Genomic DNA, 22,002 nt, shown 5'->3' on the forward strand with positions numbered 1-22,002 from the left:
ATGCTAGAGTCTAGAGGCTGGATGCTAGACGTTTGATGCACGAGCGTATGGCGGCATGAAGGGCGATGGGAAAGGATGAAGGAATATTTAATTATGAATATCGAATGTCGGAGTTAGAAGGGGTTGCGGATTGGAGATTGGGGAATTTTGATTGCTGATTTCATTGGGAATGAATGATGAATCTGAAGAATCTAGATGCTAGGTTTGGAGTTTAGGGTTTGTTGATTTGAGTTGTGAGTTGTTCAATTTTGAATGGCTTTTTATCAATTTTGGTTTACTTTCAAAACCAACAGTTGTTTACTTGGGTTTAATTTTATCGAAACACCAATTCATTTAAATAATGACTGTTCAAGATAAAAATTCCAAAATAGGTAAATCTATTATAATAGTTACGAGCTACTTATTTGTATTACTGTTTCTCTATGCCGCAACAAGCAAACTGCTCGATTTTGAAACGTTTACGGTGCAACTGGCACAGTCTCCCCTACTCAGTGCTTATGCGGGGGTTATTGCTTGGATGGTTCCAGGGATTGAAATAGTCATTGCAGTACTTTTAGTTTTCCCGCGTTTTAGAATTCTTGCGCTTTATGCCTGTTTTACGCTGATGGTCATGTTTACGGCCTATATCTATATCATCCTAAATTTCTCGGACTTTATCCCCTGCTCTTGCGGTGGGGTGCTGGAAAAATTGAGTTGGACGCAGCACCTTATTTTTAATGTGGTGTTTATCATTTTGGCGGGGGTGGCGGTCTTTTTTTCCTTGCAGGAAAAACCCAAAAAGACCTTGCTTTTGCTTGCCACTCTTGCCATTATTGGAGTAGGGATAGTGACTTTATTGTTTGTCTTTTCCGAAAAGAAAATGCATCGAAATAATGCATTTCAACGAAGGTATCCACACCATCCTGTGGAGGAATTACAACGTTTTGACATTGGCTATAACTCATATTATCTTGCAGGTAATACGAAAGACAGTGTCTATCTTGGCAATACTACCGCACCATTGCATGTATTAGTTTTAACTAGGGAACTTCAAGACTCCATACATCGTTCTATCCAAGTTCCTAATTCAAATATTCCATTTAAGTCTCTAAAAATAGTCATTGAAGACACTTTGTTTTATATAATGGACGGAAGTGTTCCACTTATTTTAAAAGGAGAGACTAAGTCATTAACTGGCACAACATCTTATAAGTTAACTCAAGAATTTTTAAGAGTAAAGCATATAAATAAAGATGATTTTGTGGTTCGCACGTTTGACAATCATACTACGGCAAATGTATTAGGCAAAATAACAATAGGAGATACTATAGCGTCTTATCTCCATCCTGATCTATTAATAGCTCACGATGATCCTTTTTTTGATACAGATGGTCTTCTGCTTTACAACCACCAATTACATAAAATAATTTATGTGTATTTCTACAGAAATGAATTTGTTGTTGCTAATACTGATTTCTCCCTTGATTATATTGGAAAGACAATAGATACCATTTCACATCCCCAACTGGATGTTCGAACCATTACCTCCAAGAACGAACGAAAAATGGGAAAGAACCCCATATTCGTAAACTTACGGGCCTCCAGCTATGGGGAGTATCTTTTTATTCAGAGCGACCGTTTGGGAAAACATGAATCGGAAGAAGTTATTAAATCAGCATCTATTATTGATGTTTATAATCTTAATAACCAAACTTATTTGTTCAGCTTCTACCTGTACCATAGCGGGCTTAAAAAGCTTCATGAATTTAGGGTTGATGGAAGTAGCCTCTATGCTCTGATTGATACTTATCTCATACAATATAAATTAAAAGAGGAGCACTTTAAACCTTTAAAAAAAACTAAAGACACTATATAGTAAAGGGGTGAGACCGAAAACCTTTAGAAAAGAGTAGGTCAATTTAATTCATTTTCAAAATTTTAATATTATGAAAAATTTCAAGAAAAAGTTGCTCTTGCCGGTTATGGCAATTGCTCTTGCGGTTGGTGGCGCGTTTGCGACCAATGCTACAAAAATCGATGATAGTTTATCAACTATTGGCTATCTCAGCGTTCATGCACCTTGTGATACTCCCGTAATATGTGGGGACTCTGGTCTTCCGGGCTGTACTATTTCAGGGTGGGGAGAAGCATTCGGTATGGAAAACAACTGTACCCGAGTACTATTTAAACCATAAATGGTTAAGGAAAGGCTGGTTATTTCTAACCAGCCTTTCTATTTTAATGGGGATTTGTCATCCAATCTGGAGCAGGTCTATCTTTAAGATGGTGATTGAACCACTCTTGCAAGCGGTTCGTTAAATCGATTTGATTTTCTGAACCTTTTATATCGTGTCCTTCTTCAGGGTATAACAACATTACATGGTCCTTTTTTAATCTTCTCAGACCCACAAACATTTCTATATGCTGCTCCCAATTAACATTACTATCAAGCTTTCCTGCCCAAGATAAAAATGGGGTTTTTACATTTTGTAGTTGGTGGATTGGTGAATTGCGTTCGTATGCCTCTGGAATATTAAAATAGCTATCTCCCATACGCCATTGTCCCTTTTCAAAACGTGGATATTGTGGTCTATCCCATATCCACGCCATAGAAAGATAAAAACTGAGCATATTGCTCGCTCCTGCACCCGATATAATTGTTGCAAACATATCCGTTTGGGTTAGCATAAACATAGATTCATATCCTCCAAAGGAATGACCATACAGCCCTAATTTCTGTTTATCAATAAAGGGATATTCCCCTACTTTTCTCACCCCAGCAGTTACACATTTAGTAGCGGATATTCCAGGATCGCCAATCTTATAGACTATATCGGGATAAAAAACAAAATAGCCTTGGGTGGTATAGTTGGAGACGGAAAAGCCAATTGTATTGTGTTGGGTAGGGTTTTGATAATGGTGTAGCTGGTTGGACAGCAATTCATAGCAGAAGGTAATCATTGGGTATTTTTTTTGAGGATCAAAATCGGCAGGGTAAAACAGCGCTCCCTTGAGACTATCTCCTGTAGGAGTCGTATAATACACCAATTCTGAATGACCCCATTTGTATTTGAAATGATGACGGTTGGATTGTTCTATCGCTACTGAATTAGTATTTTTTATATCTCGATACATTAATTTTGGAGGTGCATTGAAGCGTTCCTCTGTATAGACCAATTGTTGTCTATTTTTAGATGCTCTTAGATTCTTGATATAACTATCTTTAAGAACAATTTCTTCTAGTCCCTTTTTAGTTGAGTAATTAAAGTAGCCTGTGCTTTCGTTATTTGTATCTCTGGCGGTTATGAAAACACCCTTCTTAAGATTAAACAATTTGGCATACTGCGCTTCAAATTTAGGATACTCAAAACGGCTCTCTGAAAGGCGATAGAGCCTATAGATTGTCGAGTTTTCCTTACCCGCCGTGATTTTTTCGACCTTCTTTCCATCTGGAGTAATTGCCCAAATATCGTATTCATCATAAAGCAGAATTTCTTTTTCATCGGTAGACCAACCTGGGTTGCCATAGGACGGTGGTGGAAGGTATCTACTTGTTTTTGAATTTAAGAACTTTGTTTTTAGGTTTTTCGTAAGATTAGTGTGTATATCGTATTTTGCGTCATACACCGACCAATTTCCGTCTTTAAAATAAGCTAAATACCTACCCGAAGGTGACATCTGAAATTCAAATCCATGGGGTTTTTCTACTACTGATTTATGAACTCCTGTTTCAATATTATAGACATCAATATTTGAGAGTGGTTCACTTTCTTGATAGGAGAGTGAATGATCCTTATGGCTATAAGCATATGCATATTTTGCATCCGTTCCAAAGAGTGTAATAGTGTGTATTGAATCTCCGATAAATTTCCAGTCGTCCTTTTTGAGTTGCCAAGCGACCATCATAGAAGGGTTGTGAAAACTTTGTTTCGAATATCCATACCCTGGATATAAAAGTTGATCCTTGGTATTCCAGATTTCAACCTCAGCTAGTGGCTCATCCATTGTAGCAGACGACTCCATTTTCTTTAATTTAACATTGAAAAAAAGCTTGGTACCATCTGTCGAAAAGTCTAACGCAGGCCTTCTATCAGTAGCTATATAAATCTTATTGGACAAAGGGTCAAAGCTCTGAACCTTCGCAGGTTTGGTTATATCCTTAAAGTAATGCACTTGCGTTTTGTTGGTGCCAGCCCCTTGAAAAAACGCCAATCCACAGCCAGAGTCTGTCCATTTAAGATGGCTATAGGACTGTTTCTTGTTACTATGAAGGGTAGTGATTTTTTTCGATATTAATGAGAGCACCACGACTTTTCTATCGCCTTTTCCTTCCTGAATAAAGGCTATGTAATCGCCCGAAGCGTTATATTTAAACGTTGTTACATTTGGGTATTTCAGAACTGTATTATTGTCTAGCCTTTCAATATAAAGCTGCGGTTTTGCCTCTTTTGGCAGCTGTTTTAAATAGGCCACAGTTTGTGAATTTGGGGAACACCTATACCAAGTTATAGAATCAACCAGTTTTTCTTCTCCCTTCCGTAAATTTACTATCCAGAATTTGTTGCCGCGCGTGCGAGAGAACATCCAATTCCCATCGGCTGAGAAGTCACTTATAAAAGCATTGGGAAGAATATGTTTTTTCTTTGTCAAGATATTTTGCACTATCAGTGTGTCTTCTCCTTTTTGATAATACAGACCATAGCTTGCCCACTTTCCATCGCTTGAAATTTTTTGTAGTTCTAGCGTATTCCAGAGGCTATAATCCGTAATTGCGAGCGTTTTCTTTTTGTCTGCCTGCCCCCAAAGGGGGCAAGTCAAACAAAAACACATGAAAAAAACTACACTGTAAAGGCTAATCCAACGTAATCTATGGGTTTTAAAAATATTTTTCATCTTTAATATCCGGGGTTTTGGGGTTGCAGGTTTGGGTTTACCAAAAGTTCTTTTTCGGGGATAGGTAACATGCGATCCGTGGAATTCCAACCGGGTTTAATGGGGCCTAAAACTTCATCCAATTGGTTGGCACGCCTTAGATCGAAAAAACGGTGACCGTGTTCCGTAAACAGTTCCACACGGCGTTCCTGTAGTATGGCCGCAAGCAATTCATTTTCTGAATTAGCTGTAGTATTGCCTAGTCCTGCACGACTTCTAATCTTATTGATGTCGGCATGCGCTCCTGCAATATCCCCCATTCTCGCCCGTGCTTCTGCCCGAATTAGGTATTGTTCTGCCATTCGGAAAACGATGGAATATTCTTCTGAGCTGCTGGCGCCAAAGCCAAGTTTATATTTATATGGGAAATACCAAGTATTGGTTCCGTCTGAAACATTGCCCACCCAATATTCTTTTCTTAAATCTCCTGGTTCAAAAGCCATTGCCAATGTATTGGCCATTGCTAAGGTTGAAGGGGGCGCAGCAAACACCACAAATGTTTGTGCCTCGATGGTGTTTTTTCTTGTTTCATCGGGACTAAATTGCCAAAGTGTGGAGGCGCTCGTTTTTAGAAATACATTTTCGATGTTTGACTCCCATCCGTTGTTTTCTATCACCTCGGAAGCGTACATTGTTGCTTCTTGCCACTTTTCTGTGTACAGATATATTCTGGACAAAAGTGCGGTTGCAGTACTTGAGGTAGGGCGAACTCCTTCCCCACTGTTGTCCACTACTGGAAGCAAGGCTTTCGCCTGTAAAAGGTCTGCAATAATCAGCGCATATACCTCTTCAGCAGCTTGGCGAGGAGCCAATTTGTTTTCCAAATAGTTGGTAGTTGAAATATAAGGGATATCACCAAAAAGATTCAAAAGGTAAAAGTGAACTAACCCACGAATAAAAAGCGCTTCACCACTAAAAAGATCTTGCTCCTCGGGTGTAAAATAGATAGATCCAGCAACACCTTCCAGAATGGCATTGGCGGCATAAATTTGGTTGTAGCCACCATTCCATAATTCGGCAACAAAGGGATCATTCGCAGCTATGGTATTTTTATAAAACTGTTCCTCTGGCAGTCCAAATGGGCTGTAATAATCCATTTCATCTGTGTAGTTTCCGAGTAGATTTGAAAGTCCTTGATGGTCTCCTGTTAAAAGTCCTTTGGTTCGCAGTGCGGCATATATTCCCACCATCGCAGCCTCCACGGCATTGGGATCTTGAAAAAGTATCTCGCCAGTAAGTAGATGATTTGGGGTCTCTACCTCTAGTTTCTCACAGGAGAAAAAAATAATAAGAAGTGAGATAAGAAATATATTTCGGAAACCACGATTCAATATTTGATTACTATTTTTCATAAGTTCTCGTTTTTAAATTATTAAAAAGTTAATTCTACCCCAGCGTTTAAGACCTTAAGGGGAGGTAGATTATTAGTGGCTTGGGTCTCTGGGTCGAGCCCTTTGTAATTTGTGAATGTCAATAGATTTTGACCTTGAACAAATAGTTTACAACCCATTCCCTTTGTCCACTTTTGAGGGATGGCATAGGAAAGCGCAATATTTTTTAGGCGGATATAGGAAGCGTCGCCTACGCTGCCCGTACTGTTATAAAAATTATTATAAGCGGTATAAACTACATTGTTAAATCCAGCTGAATACAATTGTTGTTCCGATTGATCTCCAGGCTGTTCCCAGTGGTTCAATACTTCAATGGGCTGATTTTCCATTTGTCCGGGCATTGAAAAAATTGCCTGATAACTTCTCCCTTTTTGTTTTACGAACTGGAAGAGAAAATCCAAATTGAAATTCGCATATGACAACGAGTTATGTAACCCTCCAAAGTATTGGGGGCTTATATTCACAATTGATTTAAGGTCGTTTGGTGTAGAAATGATTCCATCGCCATCAACATCCTGAAAGGTGTAGCTTCCCGTTTCTGGGTCAACTCCTGTGGCATTGTAAAGCAAAATGATATCTAAGGGTTCACCTACAACATACATATTTGAATAAGTAGAAGCCTCCAGTTCTGGGAAAGAGACTAATTTGTTTTTCGGGTAGCTAATATTGATGGAGGTTTCCCAACGGAATTTCTCCTTATTAAAATTGATTGTAGAAAGTTCAATTTCCCATCCTGAATTTTGTACCGTAGCATCTAAGTTTGCGTTTAAGCTCGGAAAACCTGTAGTGCCTGGCAAGGGAATGCCCACCAATTGGTTGGAGGATCGGTTTCTGTAGTAGGCGGTGGAAAGTGCAACCCTATCCTTTAAAAAAGATAAATCTAAAGCAGCTTCTAGTTTTTTATTAATCTCCCAGCCATAATCTGGATTATATAGTTGTACTGGCTGTAATCCCTGTATGCCCTGATAGGTTAGGCCGCTCGGTGCATAGGTATCGAGAAATCGATAGTTGCCTATTTGGTCGTTCCCAGAGGAGCCATAGCTGCTTCGGAGTTTTCCAAGGCTTAAAAAGGCAAGGTTGTTTTTTAATAAGGATTCTTCCGAAAAAATCCAAGCTGCTCCTACCGCACCAAAATTGGCATATTGATTGGCAGGACCAAAACGGCTAGATCCATCACGTCTTGCCGTGAAATTGACGATGTATTTATGGTCCCAATTGAGATTGAGACGGCCAAATACCGCCTGATATTTATACACCTCATCACTATTACTCGATATGGACAGGTTGGCTGCGGCGGCGGGATTATAAATTAAACTGTTGCTGGGAAAGTCACTTGCAAATTGTAGCAGTCGGGAAGTTTTTTCCTTTTGTAAGGTACTTCCCAACAGAACTTCTATTTTTCCTTTTCCTAGTTCAATGTTATATCCCAACTGCGGCTCTACAATCCAGGAACTTCTGGAACCATTGTTTAGGGTAATAGACGAAAAGCTACTATCGAGTCCAAAAGCGGGGTCATACATAGTGTGTGGTGCAGTTCTGGTTTCTTCAAGTGTTGTGGCAACATATCCAAGATTTGCTTTTAGCCAGAGATTTTTGATAGGTCTATAGGTCAAAACAGTATTGGCGGTAAGTGTATTGGTTACCGATAGATATTCTCCATTCCAGGCCGCCAATGGATTTCTGAACGTGCCGTTTTCCCAATTCAATTCCCCTTCTTCCGTATATAAGGCGGGTGCGTTTGGCGACATTGTTAAGGCTTCTCGAACAAGATTGGAGGGTGGTAGGTCGTTAGCGTCGAACACATAGTTGCCGCTAAATTGGATGTCTAATTTATCGTTAGGTGCTGTATGGTTTAGGTTTACTAATATACCACCCTTTTTATATTTAGAATCATCAGGAAGTACGGTAGACTCTTCCCTATAATTTCCATTAATTAAAAATTGCGTAAACTCGCTGCCACCGTTTATGGAAGCGTTTGCAGTGTGGTAGTATGCCGTTCCTCCAATGAGTTCCTCCTGCCAATCGGTATAGCGGTCGGGGCTCCAAGTGCCATTAACATCATAAGCATTAAATGGATATTCTGTAATGCCGTCATTAGCAAAGCCCTCGCGACGCATTGCTAGATATTGCTCGGTATTGAGCAAATCCATACGTCTCGTTATGGTTCCCACTCCAGCACTACTCCCGACCTTAAATGTAGTCTTTCCGGTCTTGCCTTTTTTAGTAGTTATTAGCACTACCCCATTTGCGCCCCTAGAGCCGTAAATTGCTGTGGCGTCGGCATCTTTTAAAATTTCGATGCTTTCGATGCTGTTTGGGTCAATACCATTAAGGGCACTCTGCGCCCCTCCAAGCACAGGGGAAAGGTTGTAATCTCCCAAAGACTGCGATGGATAAGGCACTCCGTCTACAATATACAATGGTTCGCTACCATCGGCGCGGATGCTATTGCGCCCACGGATACGCACCGAAAACCCACCGCCGGGCACGCCAGTATTCTGAACAATATTCACGCCTGCCATTCTGCCCTGCATAGTGGCAAGGGGGTTGTTGACAGGCTGGTTTTCAATCTCGGTAGCGGTAAGGCGAGCAATACTCCCCGTTTTCTCTTTATCGGATACTTTGTAGTAGCCTGCGTTAATAACCACGGCGTCTAATGCAGTGGCATCTGCTAGCATTACAACATTTATGATGGTACGATTTCCTACAGCTATTTCTTGGGTTTTGTAGCCCATATAGGTAAAAACCAAAGTATCTGAAGGATGCGCTATAATAGTGTATTCGCCATCCAAATTGCTCTGGGTTCCCTTGGAGGTATTTTTTATTACAATGTTTACGCCTGCCATTTCCATACCCAGGGAGTCTTTTACAACTCCCTTTATGTTACCCTGTGGAAAGGCTTTGTTAATTCGGCGGGTAATGGTAATGTAATTATCTTTTGTTGTGATAATATTAAAATCTGCCGGGGGAAGGCATTGTTTTAATAGCTCATTTACCTCGATGGTGCCTTTTTTGAGTTCTATTTTGGGCAAATCCTTAAAGATATTGGATTGGTAGATGAAGGTACATTCTGTTTGTTTGCCAATTATTTCAAGGACTTCAAAGATGGTAACTTTCCTGTCGTGTTCAATTGTGATCTTTGGGCTTTGATGGATCAAAGGATTTGGCGAGAAGCCGAAAATGGTCGTACAACTTAAAAGTAGTATGGTTCTCGCGATAATTTTCGAGAGATGGTTTGCTTGAATTTCAAGCACCTTTATTAATTTAATTTCCATAAATTTGTGAATTGATTGGTTAATATTCCAATTATTATGGGAGTTGAGTTTTTTACTTTCCAGGTAGTGGCTCTTCTCCCTTTTTTTTATCTTATAATCACTGTGTTGTTTTTTATGTCATAGGCGTTTATACTGTTAGTGTTTTTGATTCCGTTCAATATTGCTTCAATTGTTTGCTTTTTGCTTAATAGGCCGCTGAATTTTACCTTTTCCAACTCGGAGGAGTCGAAGGAAATCTGTACATCATACCATCTGGCCAAGACTTGCATAATCTCTTTAAGTGGCTTATCCTTAAAATAAAAATAGCCCCTAATCCAGGCCGTGTCGTAATTTACATCCACCTGATCTTTTGACAATTGGCCTGAGTTTAAGTCCAAGATGGATTGCTCACTAGGATTGAGATAAGCTTGTTTGTCATTTGCAATAATCTGTACCTTTCCCTCTACCAAGGTGGTGTATATTTTTGCTTCTTCTCCATAAGCCTTAAGGTTGAATTCCGTACCAATTACTTCCACCTCCTGTTCTTGTGCAATAATTTTAAAGGCATCTCCTTGATGCTTGGTGCTAGGTGAAACATCCAAATAAACTTCACCATATAATAGTTCCACAGTCCGGATTTTTCCCGGCTGGAAAGCCACTGGGTATTTTATCTTTGTTTCGGCATTCAACCATATTTTGGTGCCATCGGCAAGGGTTAGTTGATATTGGCCACCTCTAGGCACCGCCAAATAATTAAATACAGTATGTAGCTGATTATTGACCTGTTTGTATTCCAGTCTATCGCCTTTGGTTTGGGCGATCTTGTTTTTGAAAGGAGTCTCAGGACTTAATGCTACTTGAGTACCGTCTTCTAGAGTTAAGATAGCCTTATCTGTTCCTGGTTCAATGGCTACCTGCACTGAAGCTCCTTGTCCAGATTTTTGAATGTGGTTGTAGGTGAAATATGAGAAGGAAAATAACAATAAGGCTATGGCGGCCGCTTTATATAACTTTGAGATTAGGTTTTTAGTGGGTTTTCTTGTGGGTTTTTGTAATCTGTTGGCTACTTTTTCCCAGTCGTTGTCAATATCAATTTCCGCTAGTTTGAGTTGTTGTTTCTGAATATTTTCCTCAGAGAGATTTTTTTCAATACGGTTTTTGGTTTCCTTACTAAGGAATTCAGCCTCATTAAGGGCAGCAATTTTTTCTCCTTTGGAAAGGCTTTTGGCCAATTTGTTTGCCAGGGCAAATAGACGGTCGTGAATAGTCATTGTGTTTTCTTTGTACCTCTATAACAACGGAAATTGGAAAGTGTCTAAAAGATTTTAGGGAAAAGTGAAATAAAATAATTTAAAGGATACTTAGGATATATAAATTTTGGGGACGGTGGGGACTTTGGAGACGATGGGACGGTGGGAACATTGTCTCACGGGGATGCCTGTAGCAGGACTTATGATTTTTGTGGCTGGCGGAATAGTAACTGTAGTTTATGGCTTTTTGTAATTTATTCTGGCTTTGTACATTTTTTCTTTGAAGCCGCCATCTTTGATGAATTGTTTTTCGAGAGTTGCTATTTGCTTTTTCAATAAATAAGTGGTGACGTTTATTAAACTTCTAAGGACGTTTGTGACTATTTGGAGCTCCTGATTTTCTATTGCTTTTTTGAAGGTTTGGTAATTGGCATTTGAGGTGCGGTTTAGTTGGTCGAAGCGTTTTGAATATGGATGGGTTCTTTCCCAGGTTGGAATATTGTGGGTGCGCATAAAATCTTCATAATCGAGGACAAGTTCCTCCAAGCTTGCCCGAGCGACGTTTGTAAGTTTTATTTCCATTTCTTTTGAGGTGCCCGATGCCATACTTGCTTCGGCGATATTTTGTTTCCCAGAGCGGGCGGCTTGGACCATTTGGTCTATGGTTCTATCGAACCTTGGAAGATGCTGCCTACAGAAAAAGACCGTACCATCATAAATGATCTCTGCCTTTTGAAAGGTAAGGAGAGATCTGTAGCCACCGTGTGGAGGAAGGATGTTTTCGCTTTTGGACATGACGTACCATTTTGATTGAGGGAGGGTTGGTTAAAATTAAGGAAAATTTTTGAATTGGGAGATTGGGTGGTTTTGGGGAGGGTGTGTTAAAGGGAGGGTGGTATTTAAATTGTTGGGGAGGGTGGTATTGGGGGACGGTGGAGACGGTGGGGACTTTGGGATGCTGTGGGCTTTGTCCATCGGGGTGCCTACGGTGAGGACGGCGGCTCTATGTTACTTAAAAGTAAATAGGAAAATTGAGAACAAATATTTTAAAGGAGTCAATAGGCCTTTAAGTTTTTGATAGGCTAGGCTTTTTTGGGTTCTAACCGTGCTGGGGGTGATGTTGAGTTCTTCGGCGATTTCGTTATTGGTATAGTTGTTTAGTGAAAGGGAAATTACTTTGGCTGCTTTTTTTGGTAGGGTGTCTATGGCTCTATAGAGTTGGGCATGGGTTTCTGCCGAAACCAGTTCAGCGAAAAAATAATCCTCCGACTGTTGGAGTTCATTGTCTAAGGGAGCAGCATTGGTGATTGTTTTATGGTGTTTGCTTTTTAAGTAGTTGAGGCAGTGGTTTTTGACAGCGGTATAAAAGTAGGCTTTGGTAGTGTTGTAGTTTGTAAATACTGGTTGCTTCTCCCATATTTTTATAAAAACCTCCTGAACGATGTCTTTGGAAGTATCCATATCATCAAGGTATTTATTGGCAAATAGGCACAAGGGCGGATAGAGGGTCTTAAAAAGCGACTTGTACCCCTCCAAATCCTTTGGATGTGATAAATACCTAGGCATAGCATTGCGGTTTAAAGGGAATTTTTTCCCAGCGCTATTGGCACCGTTTTTACCTTATAAAAAGGCCACTGAATCGAGCTACACGGAATAACTATCTGCTTTAAAACCGCAGAAAAAAGTAGGCTCGGAACTCAACTTACCGAACTGGGGTACTGGCATACCTTACCACGATAAGAGAGCCCACGCCCGGGACGTGAGCCTTCTACTTATCCTCTCGTGGTTTTAAAAACGCCAGTTTTCAGTTCGAGATTCAAAGCGAATGCTTCTAGTTTTTTGCTCTTAGAAGAATCGCAAATATATAACATCAACAAAAATAATAAAAATATTTAAATATGGACTATAGTCCGTTGAAAATATCTAAGATTTTGAAGCTATTTGTATTCTATGGCTACAAATTTGACGGGTATCGAACTTTTTGTTATTCAAAGGGTAAAAGAAGTTCGAATTGCTAAAGGATTAAGTCAAGAAAAATTATCTCTTGCACTGAATAAAGGTGTAGGTTTTATTGGTGATAGAGAAGCTCCTTCCAAAAAAGCTAAATACAATATTAATCACTTGAATGAAATAGCTAAAGTTTTAGATTGTTCACCTAAGGATTTTTGGCCTGAGTGTCCTATAAAGTAAGAATTGCGATTTTTATTATTAACGAACAGTACCAACTTAATATTTACCTCTTTTAGATAAATTAGAGTCATAATTTTATTTAGTGTTTAATTTCTCTCCCTAACCAAACTCCATATTTTTTATACCCTTGATAGTGCACGATCCATTCAGTAATCCATGGAATCATTTTATATAATGGTATTCCTCGAAATAGAGGTTTGTCAATGATTGGATGATATAAACATAACGACAAGTCCTTGTATAAATGAATATCATCATTGTATTTAATTGATTTGTCTTTTATGTAAATTCTATCATATCGGTAGTTTAAAAATGGTGAATAGTAAAGTTCTATATCATAACTTTTGTTTTTAAAATTTAAAGTTCCTTTTCCGAATAGTGCCTTATTTGGATGATGTATTTTTAAATCAAGCCATTCAAAATAATTTTCCACAAGTGCTTTTTCAGTATTTAAAAATACACACCAATTTTTCTTAATATCAGATATTCTACTTGCCTCCAAAGCTGTGATGAGGTTCATTCTTTATTCCTTTGTTTATATTGATATTTCCTTTAGAATCTGTCATAGCATTATTCCCAATAATTAAACCACTTGAACGTGTAAAATCATCGTCTGAATTTTTTGAAAACATTTTAATTTGTTCAGTAAGTGATTTTTTATAAATTCCTTCGCCAAATAATTCTATATAGTCTGTATTACTTGTTTCAAATGAGTTTTTAAGACTTTGCCATTTTTTATGAAAATCAGAAATGAAATTATAAAAGCTATTATAATGATTTTGAGTCCATGAATCCGTAAAATCTTCTTCAATGTTTACAGGATTTAAAACTTTAAATTTACACCCTGTTTTAATTGAGTCTAAGTAACTATCTTTAATTTTTTGGGTTACATTATCTATTGCATCAAAAATTGAATCTTCGCCATCATATAGCTTTGCTACAAGAGTGGTAATTACAATACTTGAAACTCGATAATCTTTGTTTTTAAAATAAATATCTCTATATCTTTTAATAAGCTGTACTGCTCTTTGGAGTGGTGTTTTTATATAAAATTCTTCAGGTAATGGTTCTGTTTCTACTTTAGCTTCCAATAACACTTTGGAATACATTCTTAATAAAGAAGTATCAACAGAATTAGCGATATTAAGAAACCAATTTGCAAATCCTTTAGGGTTTCCAGAAGACCAATTTCTTAATGCTTTTTCAGGTATTTTAATTTTTTCTTTATCCATACTATCAGGCATACATGCTGGTAAAATGTCCATGTGAAAATCGCTTTTATAATTAAGCCTTACACATCTTGGTTTTTTTTCCATTATGGATTTATAATATGTATCTTTTTCTAATGCTTTTATCAAGGCATTATATACTTGCTCTGGCGAATAATTATAATACAAATCATATATGTGAAGAACAGTATCTAAATCAAAATCTTCATCATTTATTGGCTTAACAGTAGTGCCTATTCTTTTTGAACCTTGTGCATAAATTTCAATTTCTAATGGGGCAAAAAAATCATCATCTTTTTTTAATGCTTCGGCTACCGAATGATATGCACTTTCCATTCTTTCAAGCCTTGTTTTATCTAATTGAAGTTCTTGCGCTATTCTTGCTAAAAGCTCTTCTCGTTGTAGTCTGTAATCTTTAAATATGTCTATCATTTTTTAAAATTTTTGATTGATTAGTAATTTTGTTTGCGCTCCAATACGAGCAATTTGTTTTCCATTTTTCATAAATCGTAATTGTCTAATATCATCAGAACTTACTATTGCATAACCCTTTTTCAGTTTGGTCTTATTCTGGTTTAAAGCTTTAAGTGCTTCTTTCTGTTTTTCATTTGGTAGTAATTCAAAAACATCATAAACAAGAATTTCAAAACAGCTAAAAAACTCACTCCATTTTAAGTGTTTTGAAAACCTTCTAATGTGTTTATATTTTATTTGGCTGAATACTTTACTATCTAAAATTGAAGTGTTAATTAGTTCTTCATTAAATTCTCTTTCGCCACTAACTTCTCTTTCTTTTCCTTCATCAAACCATTTTATGACTTTGACAACATTTTTACCAGTAACTTTAAATCGCAAATCTCCATTACTTTCTGAATCTACATCTAATCCATTTTTTCTATTATCAGGCGAAAATCCCCAATCATTAAATAGTTTATCATCTCCATAGCGTTTATAAACACCACCAACTGGTTGTAGTTGATTTTCTATTCTTCTGTTAAGAACAAGTAGGTAATTGTCTGTGTCAGGTATTTGAATTTTAAAAAGATAACTGATTGAGAATCTTATATCTTTACTTCTATACTTTCCGAATAAAGTTTTTAAATAAAGACTTAACATGTCTTTATTTTCCCATAGTTTAACTACGGATTTTGTAAAAATTGTTTTAAGTAATGATTCTATCATATATTTTATTTTTCTTAAAAAATGGCAGTCCCATTTCTGAGACTACCAACATTATTCTCCTATTTTGAAGATTCGATAATAGAAGCTATACTACCAATAACAACTAAAAAGGCAAGACTATAAGTCAAAACTTTTGCTAAATCTCCATTAGCATCTACACAGTTGTTTTTATAGCAAAAACTTATATTATCTTTTGATAAATTAATTTTACTCATAAAATTAATTTTGTTTGCTTTTCACTACCAGCAGAAAAACTTTGCCGAACACGTAATAGTGTTATTTCTTTTCTTTTCTAACTCCTTTGAATGGTTTGTTGTCAGAAGTCTTTACATCCATAAACCTACCCGTGTCTGAATCACGTTTTACCCAAGAATCTGTTTTTGGGTTATAAGTCTGTGAACGATCTCTAACAGCACCCTTTCTGGAATTATCCTTTGGTGGATTTGTCGCCATCTTTATATAATTTATATTCAACAATATTCTTTTAACTTCTCGACATAAAAGATTTGACGGAAATGAAATACACTTCATAAGTATAAATGAAAAAGCGTGACATCATTATTTTTTCTTAAATTGTCACGGATTTTTATTTAGATTAGTGAAAGATGCAATTAGATGAATTAGAAGAAGTGTTATTAACTATATCATACAAAGAAGATGATGAAAAATCTTCATTAGATGCTTTTAATACTATATATAGAGCCTACAGTAAGTTGCTTTCGGCTATCGTAAAAAGTAACTTGAAGAAAATGGGGATTTACAATCAACAACTTTATGAAGCAACAATCAACAATGTTTTCATCAAGTTATATGAAAACCCATTATCGTTTGAAATACCAAAAAATGCAAAAAATGATAATTGCTTTAAAGCCTGGTTATCTGTTGTCGCCAGTAACGAAATAAAAAAACTTATTAAAGAATATTATAACAAGGAAAAGTTGCTGGAAGTAATAAGTGATGAACCAGTTATTGAAAGCGAAGATATTAATGAAGAATTAGCAGATAGTGTCAATAAAAAATTAATGATTGATGCTTTAAATTCATTAAGTGAACGAGATAAAGCTATAATGTTTACTTTATATAATTATTATGAAGAAGGCAGAAAAACTCCAACAAATGTCTTAAATGATTTATGCAAATTGCACAATACAACAAAATTAAACATTAGAAAAATTAAAGAAAGAAGTGAGAAAAAAATTATTGAATTTTTTGCACAACATTCACAATTAAAACCTTTAAAAAATGTCAAATAAAAAGTTAATTGATTTATTTAAGTCTAAAGGTTTACTGTTTCCTTCAAATGATGAAGAAATTGAAGAATTTGAAAATTCTGAAAATATCTTAAATGAAACACCTTTAGATTGGGACAATCCATCTGACATATTAAAAAGAGGGTATTTAAAACTTACTAACTTCAATTTAGAGAACGATGCTGTTTCATCTGACGAAATTCAAAACTTATCAAGAGCTGCAAGAGAAGGTAAAGAAATTTCAGAAAAAGTCAGTAAAAAAATGTTAGAGGATAAAAATGCAAGTAAAAAAAAGTAATTCATTTTTAAGTGATTTTGAAAAAGAGGAAATTGAAAATCTTGCAGAATATATATCTTTAAGTTATTTTCAAAAAGGTCCTGTTGATGTTGAGTTAATAGCAGAAAAAGAAAACATCTCTTTTTGTTATGGTAATTATGAGGAATCTTACGATGGTTTACTTGAACACGAATATGGAAGTTTTCATATTTATATAAACATTGACAGATTACAACACGCTTATACTGAAAGAGCAAGATTTACGTTTGCTCATGAATTAGGGCATTATTTTATTGATAGACATAGAAACGCATTATCAAAAGGACTTATAAACAGTCATCCATCTTTCACAGGGTTTGTTTCTGATATAAAAATGGAACGTGAAGCAGATTACTTCGCTTCATGCTTATTAATTCCAAAAAAATGGGTTCAAGAATATTGCTTTAAAAAATCTTTTTCATTTAGAATTATTCAAGAACTATCCAAATTGCATCAAGTTAGCTTAACAGCTACTGCAATAAGGTTTGCTATTATAGGATGCCATCCAATAATGGTAGTTTGTTCTCAAAACAATCGAGTTAAATGGTATTGGAGTACTTCTGATTTTCCTTTTTGGACTTTAAAACACGGTAAAGAAAAAGTGCCAGTTGATACCGCTGTTGGCGAATATTTTTTAAATGGAACAAAATATGATTCTTCTGAAACTGTTTATGCGGATGATTGGTTCAAAGTAAAATTTCAAGATGATTATGACAGAAAATTTTATGAGCAATGTATTTATGGTTATGATAACACTGTTATAAGTATTTTGTGGGAGGATTAATACAGCTTATACTTGCTTTATAATAGTGTGATATTTTTTAAAAAATTGTTATTTCGTTTTGAACTAGTGATTTATGATTCTTGGCACCAGGGTTAAGCCTGGCAACCATAAAAGGCAGGTTTGATTTGTTTCGATGGCGGGGGTTGAATGGCTTTGATGTTTGTTTTGGGGACGGTGGGGACAATGGAGATATTGGGGACAATGGGATACGGCTAATAAACCGGAAAAGGCTGTTTTGATTTACCGCCACAGATGAGATAGTTGGAAGGTTTAATGTAGCATGGGGTTGATGTTTTTTTTGGGGGGACGGTGGGGACAATGGAGATATTGGGGACAATGGGATACGGCTTATAAACCGGAGAAGGTAGTTTTGATTTGCGACCACCGAGAAGGTAGTTGGGAAGTTTAATTTAGTAGGGTATACTTAACTAATCATTGATTTGCTTCTAATTTATAAGGCCGGCGCTTTTTCTTTTTATTAATCATAAGAAAATTACTATGTTTGGTAAACTCCCCGATTAAAAGCACCCTTACTATTTTGCTTCGCTAATAGAAGGCTAATTTTCTAAGTTAACCCAATTTCGAAAACAATATGAACATCAAAAACCATAAAGAAACTATTGCATATCCGAAATTAATCCGATAAAATTAAAAACAGATAATTAAATTCCGAACAAACTTTGCCCCAACCCTAAAGGGTGGTTTTTATCTAAACGGATAAATAAATAAATTGAGATTTTTTGTCTCTTTAGGGTCAGAACTGACTCCCATCGAAATCCTATTTATTAATAATTAATGTAAATTTACATTGCTCTAGAAATAAATTCAAACATACGAGGGCGGGGCAAACAAAAAATCGGCATTGCATTATCGATTTTTAATTGTTATGACTAAAAGCGGATATGCAAATACGTTTTAATGAAGAGAAAATTCTATAACTCACGTAAAATAAAATTCGTGATCTCGGGCTTGCCAGGGTGAGTGGGTTACGTCTTTCAGTCCCGATAACTATCAGAACATTGTTAAAACTTAGTCGGACATATCCAATTATAAATTCTATTTAAATCTAAAATTTTCAACTAATGAATAATCTTCTCCTTGTAATAACGACCTTCTTGATTACCGTTTCATCTTTCGCACAAATAAGCTTTGAAAAGAATATAATCGTTGATGACAGCTATGTTATTAATCCAAAAGATGCGTTTTTTGGTGACATTGACAACGATGGTGATATGGACATTATGGCTGCAGGTGGCAGAAATGTAGTTTGGTTTGAAAACATTGACGGCCTAGGTACGTATGGCAAAAGAAAACTTATCGCCAATTACCCAATTGGAGATTCTGTTGCTTCACCATTCCTTGTAGATTTAGATGGAGACGGAGATTTGGACGCCATAGCTAGTTCCATTTTTATGGATAAAATTATGTGGTATGAGAATCTTGACGGCTTGGGAAATTTTGGACCAGAGCAAGTAATAGCAAACTTTAGCGCTTTTATTTTTGCATCCGATATTGATGCTGATGGAGATATGGACATCCTTGTATCTTACTCATTTGAAGAAAAAATAGGCTGGTTGGAAAACCTCGATGGCCTAGGAAATTTCAGCAATACACGGATTATCGATATTGATGTTCCAAATGTAAGATCATTAAAAACAGCCGATTTGGATGGAGACGGCGATGTTGACATACTTTTAACTTCCTTTTACGAAAATAAGGTGATTTGGTATGAAAACTTGAATGGAAATGGAAACTTTGGCCCCCAAAAAATCATTCATGCAGATCGGAATGAACCAACTTCTGTATATGCTGCCGATCTGGATAATGATGGAGATCTGGATATAGTTTCAACATCAGGCTTTTCGAGGACAGTTGGTTGGCAAGAAAATATTGACGGCAACGGAAACTTTGGGGCTTTACAAACAATAGATACCAATGTAGAAGGCGCTCTTGGCTTAAATGTAGCAGATATTGACAACGACGGGGATATGGATGTTTTTGTTGCAGATATGGTTGGTAATACTATTGCATTTTATGAAAATCTTGATGGACTAGGCACTTTTTCTGCTGAACAAATCATTTCGAATAAGGTTAATATGCCTTTCTCAACTTCAATTAGCGATGTAGATAATGATGGGTATTTGGATGTACTATGCGTATCGTTAAAGGATGCTAAAATAACCTGGTATAAAAACACAGATGGCCTGGGAAATTTTGGAGCCCAGAATATTATACATGAAGATATTGACAATCTAGAAAATATTATTGCTGCAGATATAGATGGTGATGGGGATATGGACATAATATCGGCTTCGCACAACCCATACGTCCATTCAAACAGTATTATAGCTTGGTTTGAAAATCTTGATGGTCATGGAAATTTCGAAAAACCAAAAGCGATAGACTATCCAAGCGGAGCGAAGTTTGTTAGGGCGACAGATGTTGACGGAGATGGAGATTTGGATATAATAGTCGGGACGTTTTCTTCTTCATCAAAAGTAATAATCTGGTATGAAAACCTTGATGGGAATGGAAATTTTGGAGAAGCCAACGATATTTCAAATGGGTTATATCAATTGACTTCATTAGAAATTGCAGATTTTGACGGTGATAGTGACAACGACATACTTTTTACCACTACAAGTAGCTTTGGATGGATTGAAAACTTGGACGGTCTAGGTAATTATGGACTAGTCCATTTACTATCTCCCATTAATAGTTCTTTTGAGTCCATAGCCTATCCAGCAGATCTTGATAATGACGGGGATATGGACATTATTAGTTGGAGATTTAACAGAAGTGGTCAAGTAATATGGTTGGAGAACCTTGATGGTACGGGGAACTTTAATCCTCATCAACTTATTTTCGATTCTACCGGCGGAGGTTCTATTAACAACTTAAAAGCTGCTGATATGGATGGCGATGGTGATGTAGACATAATCCTTGGTTCTACGAATCCTAATGAACACCTTTTATGGGTTGAAAACCTTGGCAATGGAAATTTTGGAGATGCTACATCCTTTAATGTAGCACAAGCACCTCCTACGGCAATATTCCTTGGTGACCTTGATAACGATAATGATATTGATGTTGTTTTTGCATCTCAATACGAAAGAAAATATGGCTGGAAAGAAAACCTTGACGGACAAGGAAATTTTGGTTCTGAAATAATTCTTTCTTCTGGATCTTTGGAACCTGTAAGTGTTTTTATTACAGATTTGGATGGTGATGGTGATAACGACATAGTTGCTGCTTCCCGTTTACAGAATGAAATTGTTTGGTTTGAAAATTCACTAATTTTATCGTTATATGAAAACAATAATCTCAAATTTTCCGCATTTCCAATTCCCACAAACGATTTTATAAACATTCAATCGGAAACTACCATCGCTATTATAAAAATATACAATAGCTTAGGACAATTGGTGCTTTCAAAAAATGATAGTAATACTGTGGATGTTTCATCATTACAATCGGGAATATATTTTTTAAATACCACCGATAATAAGGGAAACCAAGGAACAATTCGAATAATTAAAAAATAAAACTCCCAACTTCCCCCCTTACCTATTCAAAACTAGTGGGCGATTTCATGGCATTCCTTTTTCTTAACTATAATAATATAATATCGAAACATAAGCTAAAAAAATGATTAGTCGTCTTGCTAGACGGAAGAAGCATATTCTGACTACAACGTGTAAAGCTGGTGTAATGTATTGAAGTAAAATGTGTATTACTATACTATTTATTAGTGGCACAATTAAAAAGAACGTACTAGATACCTGTAATAATCTGTAACCTTTTTAGCATATTTTAGTTACAAATAATTTTAAATAGGTTACCATATATTATATTACTGGCGTGCTTTTGGAAAAGGTGTCTACTTATTGATGGATTTGTAATGCCGATTGCGGACTTTTGTTATCGACAAAATAGTTTTATTTGTATACTCCCTTATAAAAAATACAAGCTATTAAGATTTTCCGCAAAGGGTAGCTTAAGATTTTTTTTATCTTTGGAAGCTTTCTATACGCTCTTAAAATAGATTTTAAAATAATTTAAAAGTAACCATTACGTTATGAAATTAACACCGCTCATTATAATATTAATGCTACTAAGTCTAACTGTTAAGGCTCAAATAGGATTTGAGGAACATGTAGTTATTGACCACACACTTTCTACCGATAAACCAAGTTCAATCTTCGCTATCGATCTAGATAATGATGGAGATATAGATATTCTTAC

The 22,002-nt window shown here is 36.4% G+C and carries 18 protein-coding genes; 7 read left to right on the forward strand and 11 right to left on the reverse strand.

Annotated elements, in window-relative coordinates; all coding sequences use genetic code 11:
- The first annotated feature begins 340 nt into the window (after positions 1-340).
- Both BLW28_RS11745 and BLW28_RS11750 read left to right on the forward strand, forming a co-directional pair.
- A complete protein-coding gene (locus tag BLW28_RS11745; protein WP_073219720.1) occupies positions 341-1,855 on the forward strand; it encodes a DoxX family protein in 1,515 nt (504 codons plus the stop codon).
- Between the two features lie 70 nt (positions 1,856-1,925).
- The gene (locus tag BLW28_RS11750; RefSeq protein WP_073219717.1) at positions 1,926-2,174 is read left to right on the forward strand and encodes a DUF6520 family protein; all 249 of its coding nucleotides are present in this window, start codon (positions 1,926-1,928) and stop codon (positions 2,172-2,174) included.
- A gap of 43 nt (positions 2,175-2,217) precedes the next feature.
- Here BLW28_RS11750 and BLW28_RS11755 read toward each other — a convergent pair whose 3' ends face one another.
- From BLW28_RS11755 to BLW28_RS11780, 6 genes are all read right to left on the reverse strand, one after another.
- The gene (locus BLW28_RS11755) at positions 2,218-4,872 is read right to left on the reverse strand and encodes a S9 family peptidase (RefSeq protein ID WP_083540751.1); all 2,655 of its coding nucleotides are present in this window, start codon (positions 4,870-4,872) and stop codon (positions 2,218-2,220) included.
- Positions 4,873-4,874: 2 nt separating this feature from the next.
- The gene (locus tag BLW28_RS11760; RefSeq protein WP_073219711.1) at positions 4,875-6,263 is read right to left on the reverse strand and encodes a RagB/SusD family nutrient uptake outer membrane protein; all 1,389 of its coding nucleotides are present in this window, start codon (positions 6,261-6,263) and stop codon (positions 4,875-4,877) included.
- A gap of 20 nt (positions 6,264-6,283) precedes the next feature.
- A complete protein-coding gene (locus BLW28_RS11765) occupies positions 6,284-9,577 on the reverse strand; it encodes a SusC/RagA family TonB-linked outer membrane protein (RefSeq protein ID WP_073219709.1) in 3,294 nt (1,097 codons plus the stop codon).
- An 86-nt stretch (positions 9,578-9,663) separates the two neighbouring features.
- Positions 9,664-10,827 (reverse strand): FecR family protein, encoded by a 1,164-nt coding sequence (locus BLW28_RS11770; protein ID WP_073219706.1) that lies wholly within the window; start codon positions 10,825-10,827, stop codon positions 9,664-9,666.
- Positions 10,828-11,043: 216 nt separating this feature from the next.
- Positions 11,044-11,601 carry a four helix bundle suffix domain-containing protein gene (locus BLW28_RS11775; protein ID WP_073219703.1) on the reverse strand — a complete coding sequence of 186 codons (558 nt, stop codon included), beginning with the start codon at positions 11,599-11,601 and terminating at the stop codon, positions 11,044-11,046.
- 213 nt (positions 11,602-11,814) lie between these two features.
- Positions 11,815-12,372 (reverse strand): RNA polymerase sigma-70 factor, encoded by a 558-nt coding sequence (locus tag BLW28_RS11780; RefSeq protein ID WP_073219701.1) that lies wholly within the window; start codon positions 12,370-12,372, stop codon positions 11,815-11,817.
- Positions 12,373-12,756: 384 nt separating this feature from the next.
- Between BLW28_RS11780 and BLW28_RS11785 the strand changes: the two genes are divergently transcribed.
- Positions 12,757-12,996 (forward strand): helix-turn-helix domain-containing protein, encoded by a 240-nt coding sequence (locus tag BLW28_RS11785; RefSeq protein WP_200791524.1) that lies wholly within the window; start codon positions 12,757-12,759, stop codon positions 12,994-12,996.
- A 79-nt stretch (positions 12,997-13,075) separates the two neighbouring features.
- Here BLW28_RS11785 and BLW28_RS11790 read toward each other — a convergent pair whose 3' ends face one another.
- The 5 genes from BLW28_RS11790 to BLW28_RS15770 form a co-directional block, all read right to left on the reverse strand.
- Complete coding sequence (locus BLW28_RS11790; RefSeq protein ID WP_073219698.1) at positions 13,076-13,516, reverse strand: type II CBASS E2 protein; 441 nt, start codon at positions 13,514-13,516, stop codon at positions 13,076-13,078.
- On the reverse strand, positions 13,485-14,657 hold the full coding sequence (locus BLW28_RS11795; protein ID WP_073219695.1) for a nucleotidyltransferase domain-containing protein: 1,173 nt from the start codon (positions 14,655-14,657) through the stop codon (positions 13,485-13,487). The genes BLW28_RS11790 and BLW28_RS11795 overlap by 32 nt, the downstream gene beginning before the upstream one ends.
- A 3-nt stretch (positions 14,658-14,660) precedes the next feature.
- Entirely contained in the window at positions 14,661-15,407 is a 747-nt protein-coding gene (locus tag BLW28_RS11800; protein ID WP_073219692.1) for an SMODS-associated NUDIX domain-containing protein, read from the reverse strand.
- A gap of 59 nt (positions 15,408-15,466) precedes the next feature.
- Positions 15,467-15,622 carry a hypothetical protein gene (locus BLW28_RS15765; RefSeq protein ID WP_159431768.1) on the reverse strand — a complete coding sequence of 52 codons (156 nt, stop codon included), beginning with the start codon at positions 15,620-15,622 and terminating at the stop codon, positions 15,467-15,469.
- A gap of 61 nt (positions 15,623-15,683) precedes the next feature.
- Positions 15,684-15,860 (reverse strand): hypothetical protein, encoded by a 177-nt coding sequence (locus BLW28_RS15770; protein ID WP_177165888.1) that lies wholly within the window; start codon positions 15,858-15,860, stop codon positions 15,684-15,686.
- Between the two features lie 152 nt (positions 15,861-16,012).
- Here BLW28_RS15770 and BLW28_RS11810 point away from each other — a divergent pair, with 152 nt between their 5' ends.
- The 4 genes from BLW28_RS11810 (at position 16,013) to BLW28_RS11825 (ending at position 21,302) form a co-directional block, all read left to right on the forward strand.
- Complete coding sequence (locus BLW28_RS11810; RefSeq protein WP_073219685.1) at positions 16,013-16,660, forward strand: RNA polymerase sigma factor; 648 nt, start codon at positions 16,013-16,015, stop codon at positions 16,658-16,660.
- Positions 16,650-16,955, forward strand: coding sequence for a hypothetical protein (locus tag BLW28_RS11815; RefSeq protein WP_073219682.1), 306 nt, complete (start codon positions 16,650-16,652; stop codon positions 16,953-16,955). The genes BLW28_RS11810 and BLW28_RS11815 overlap by 11 nt, the downstream gene beginning before the upstream one ends.
- Positions 16,936-17,757, forward strand: coding sequence for an ImmA/IrrE family metallo-endopeptidase (locus BLW28_RS11820; RefSeq protein WP_073219679.1), 822 nt, complete (start codon positions 16,936-16,938; stop codon positions 17,755-17,757). Before BLW28_RS11815 ends, BLW28_RS11820 begins: the two co-directional genes overlap by 20 nt.
- 1,082 nt (positions 17,758-18,839) lie before the next feature.
- Positions 18,840-21,302, forward strand: coding sequence for a T9SS type A sorting domain-containing protein (locus BLW28_RS11825; protein ID WP_073219676.1), 2,463 nt, complete (start codon positions 18,840-18,842; stop codon positions 21,300-21,302).
- The last annotated feature ends 700 nt before the right edge of the window (positions 21,303-22,002 follow it).

The organism is Aequorivita viscosa (genome assembly GCF_900106795.1).
GTDB classification, from domain to species: domain Bacteria; phylum Bacteroidota; class Bacteroidia; order Flavobacteriales; family Flavobacteriaceae; genus Aequorivita; species Aequorivita viscosa.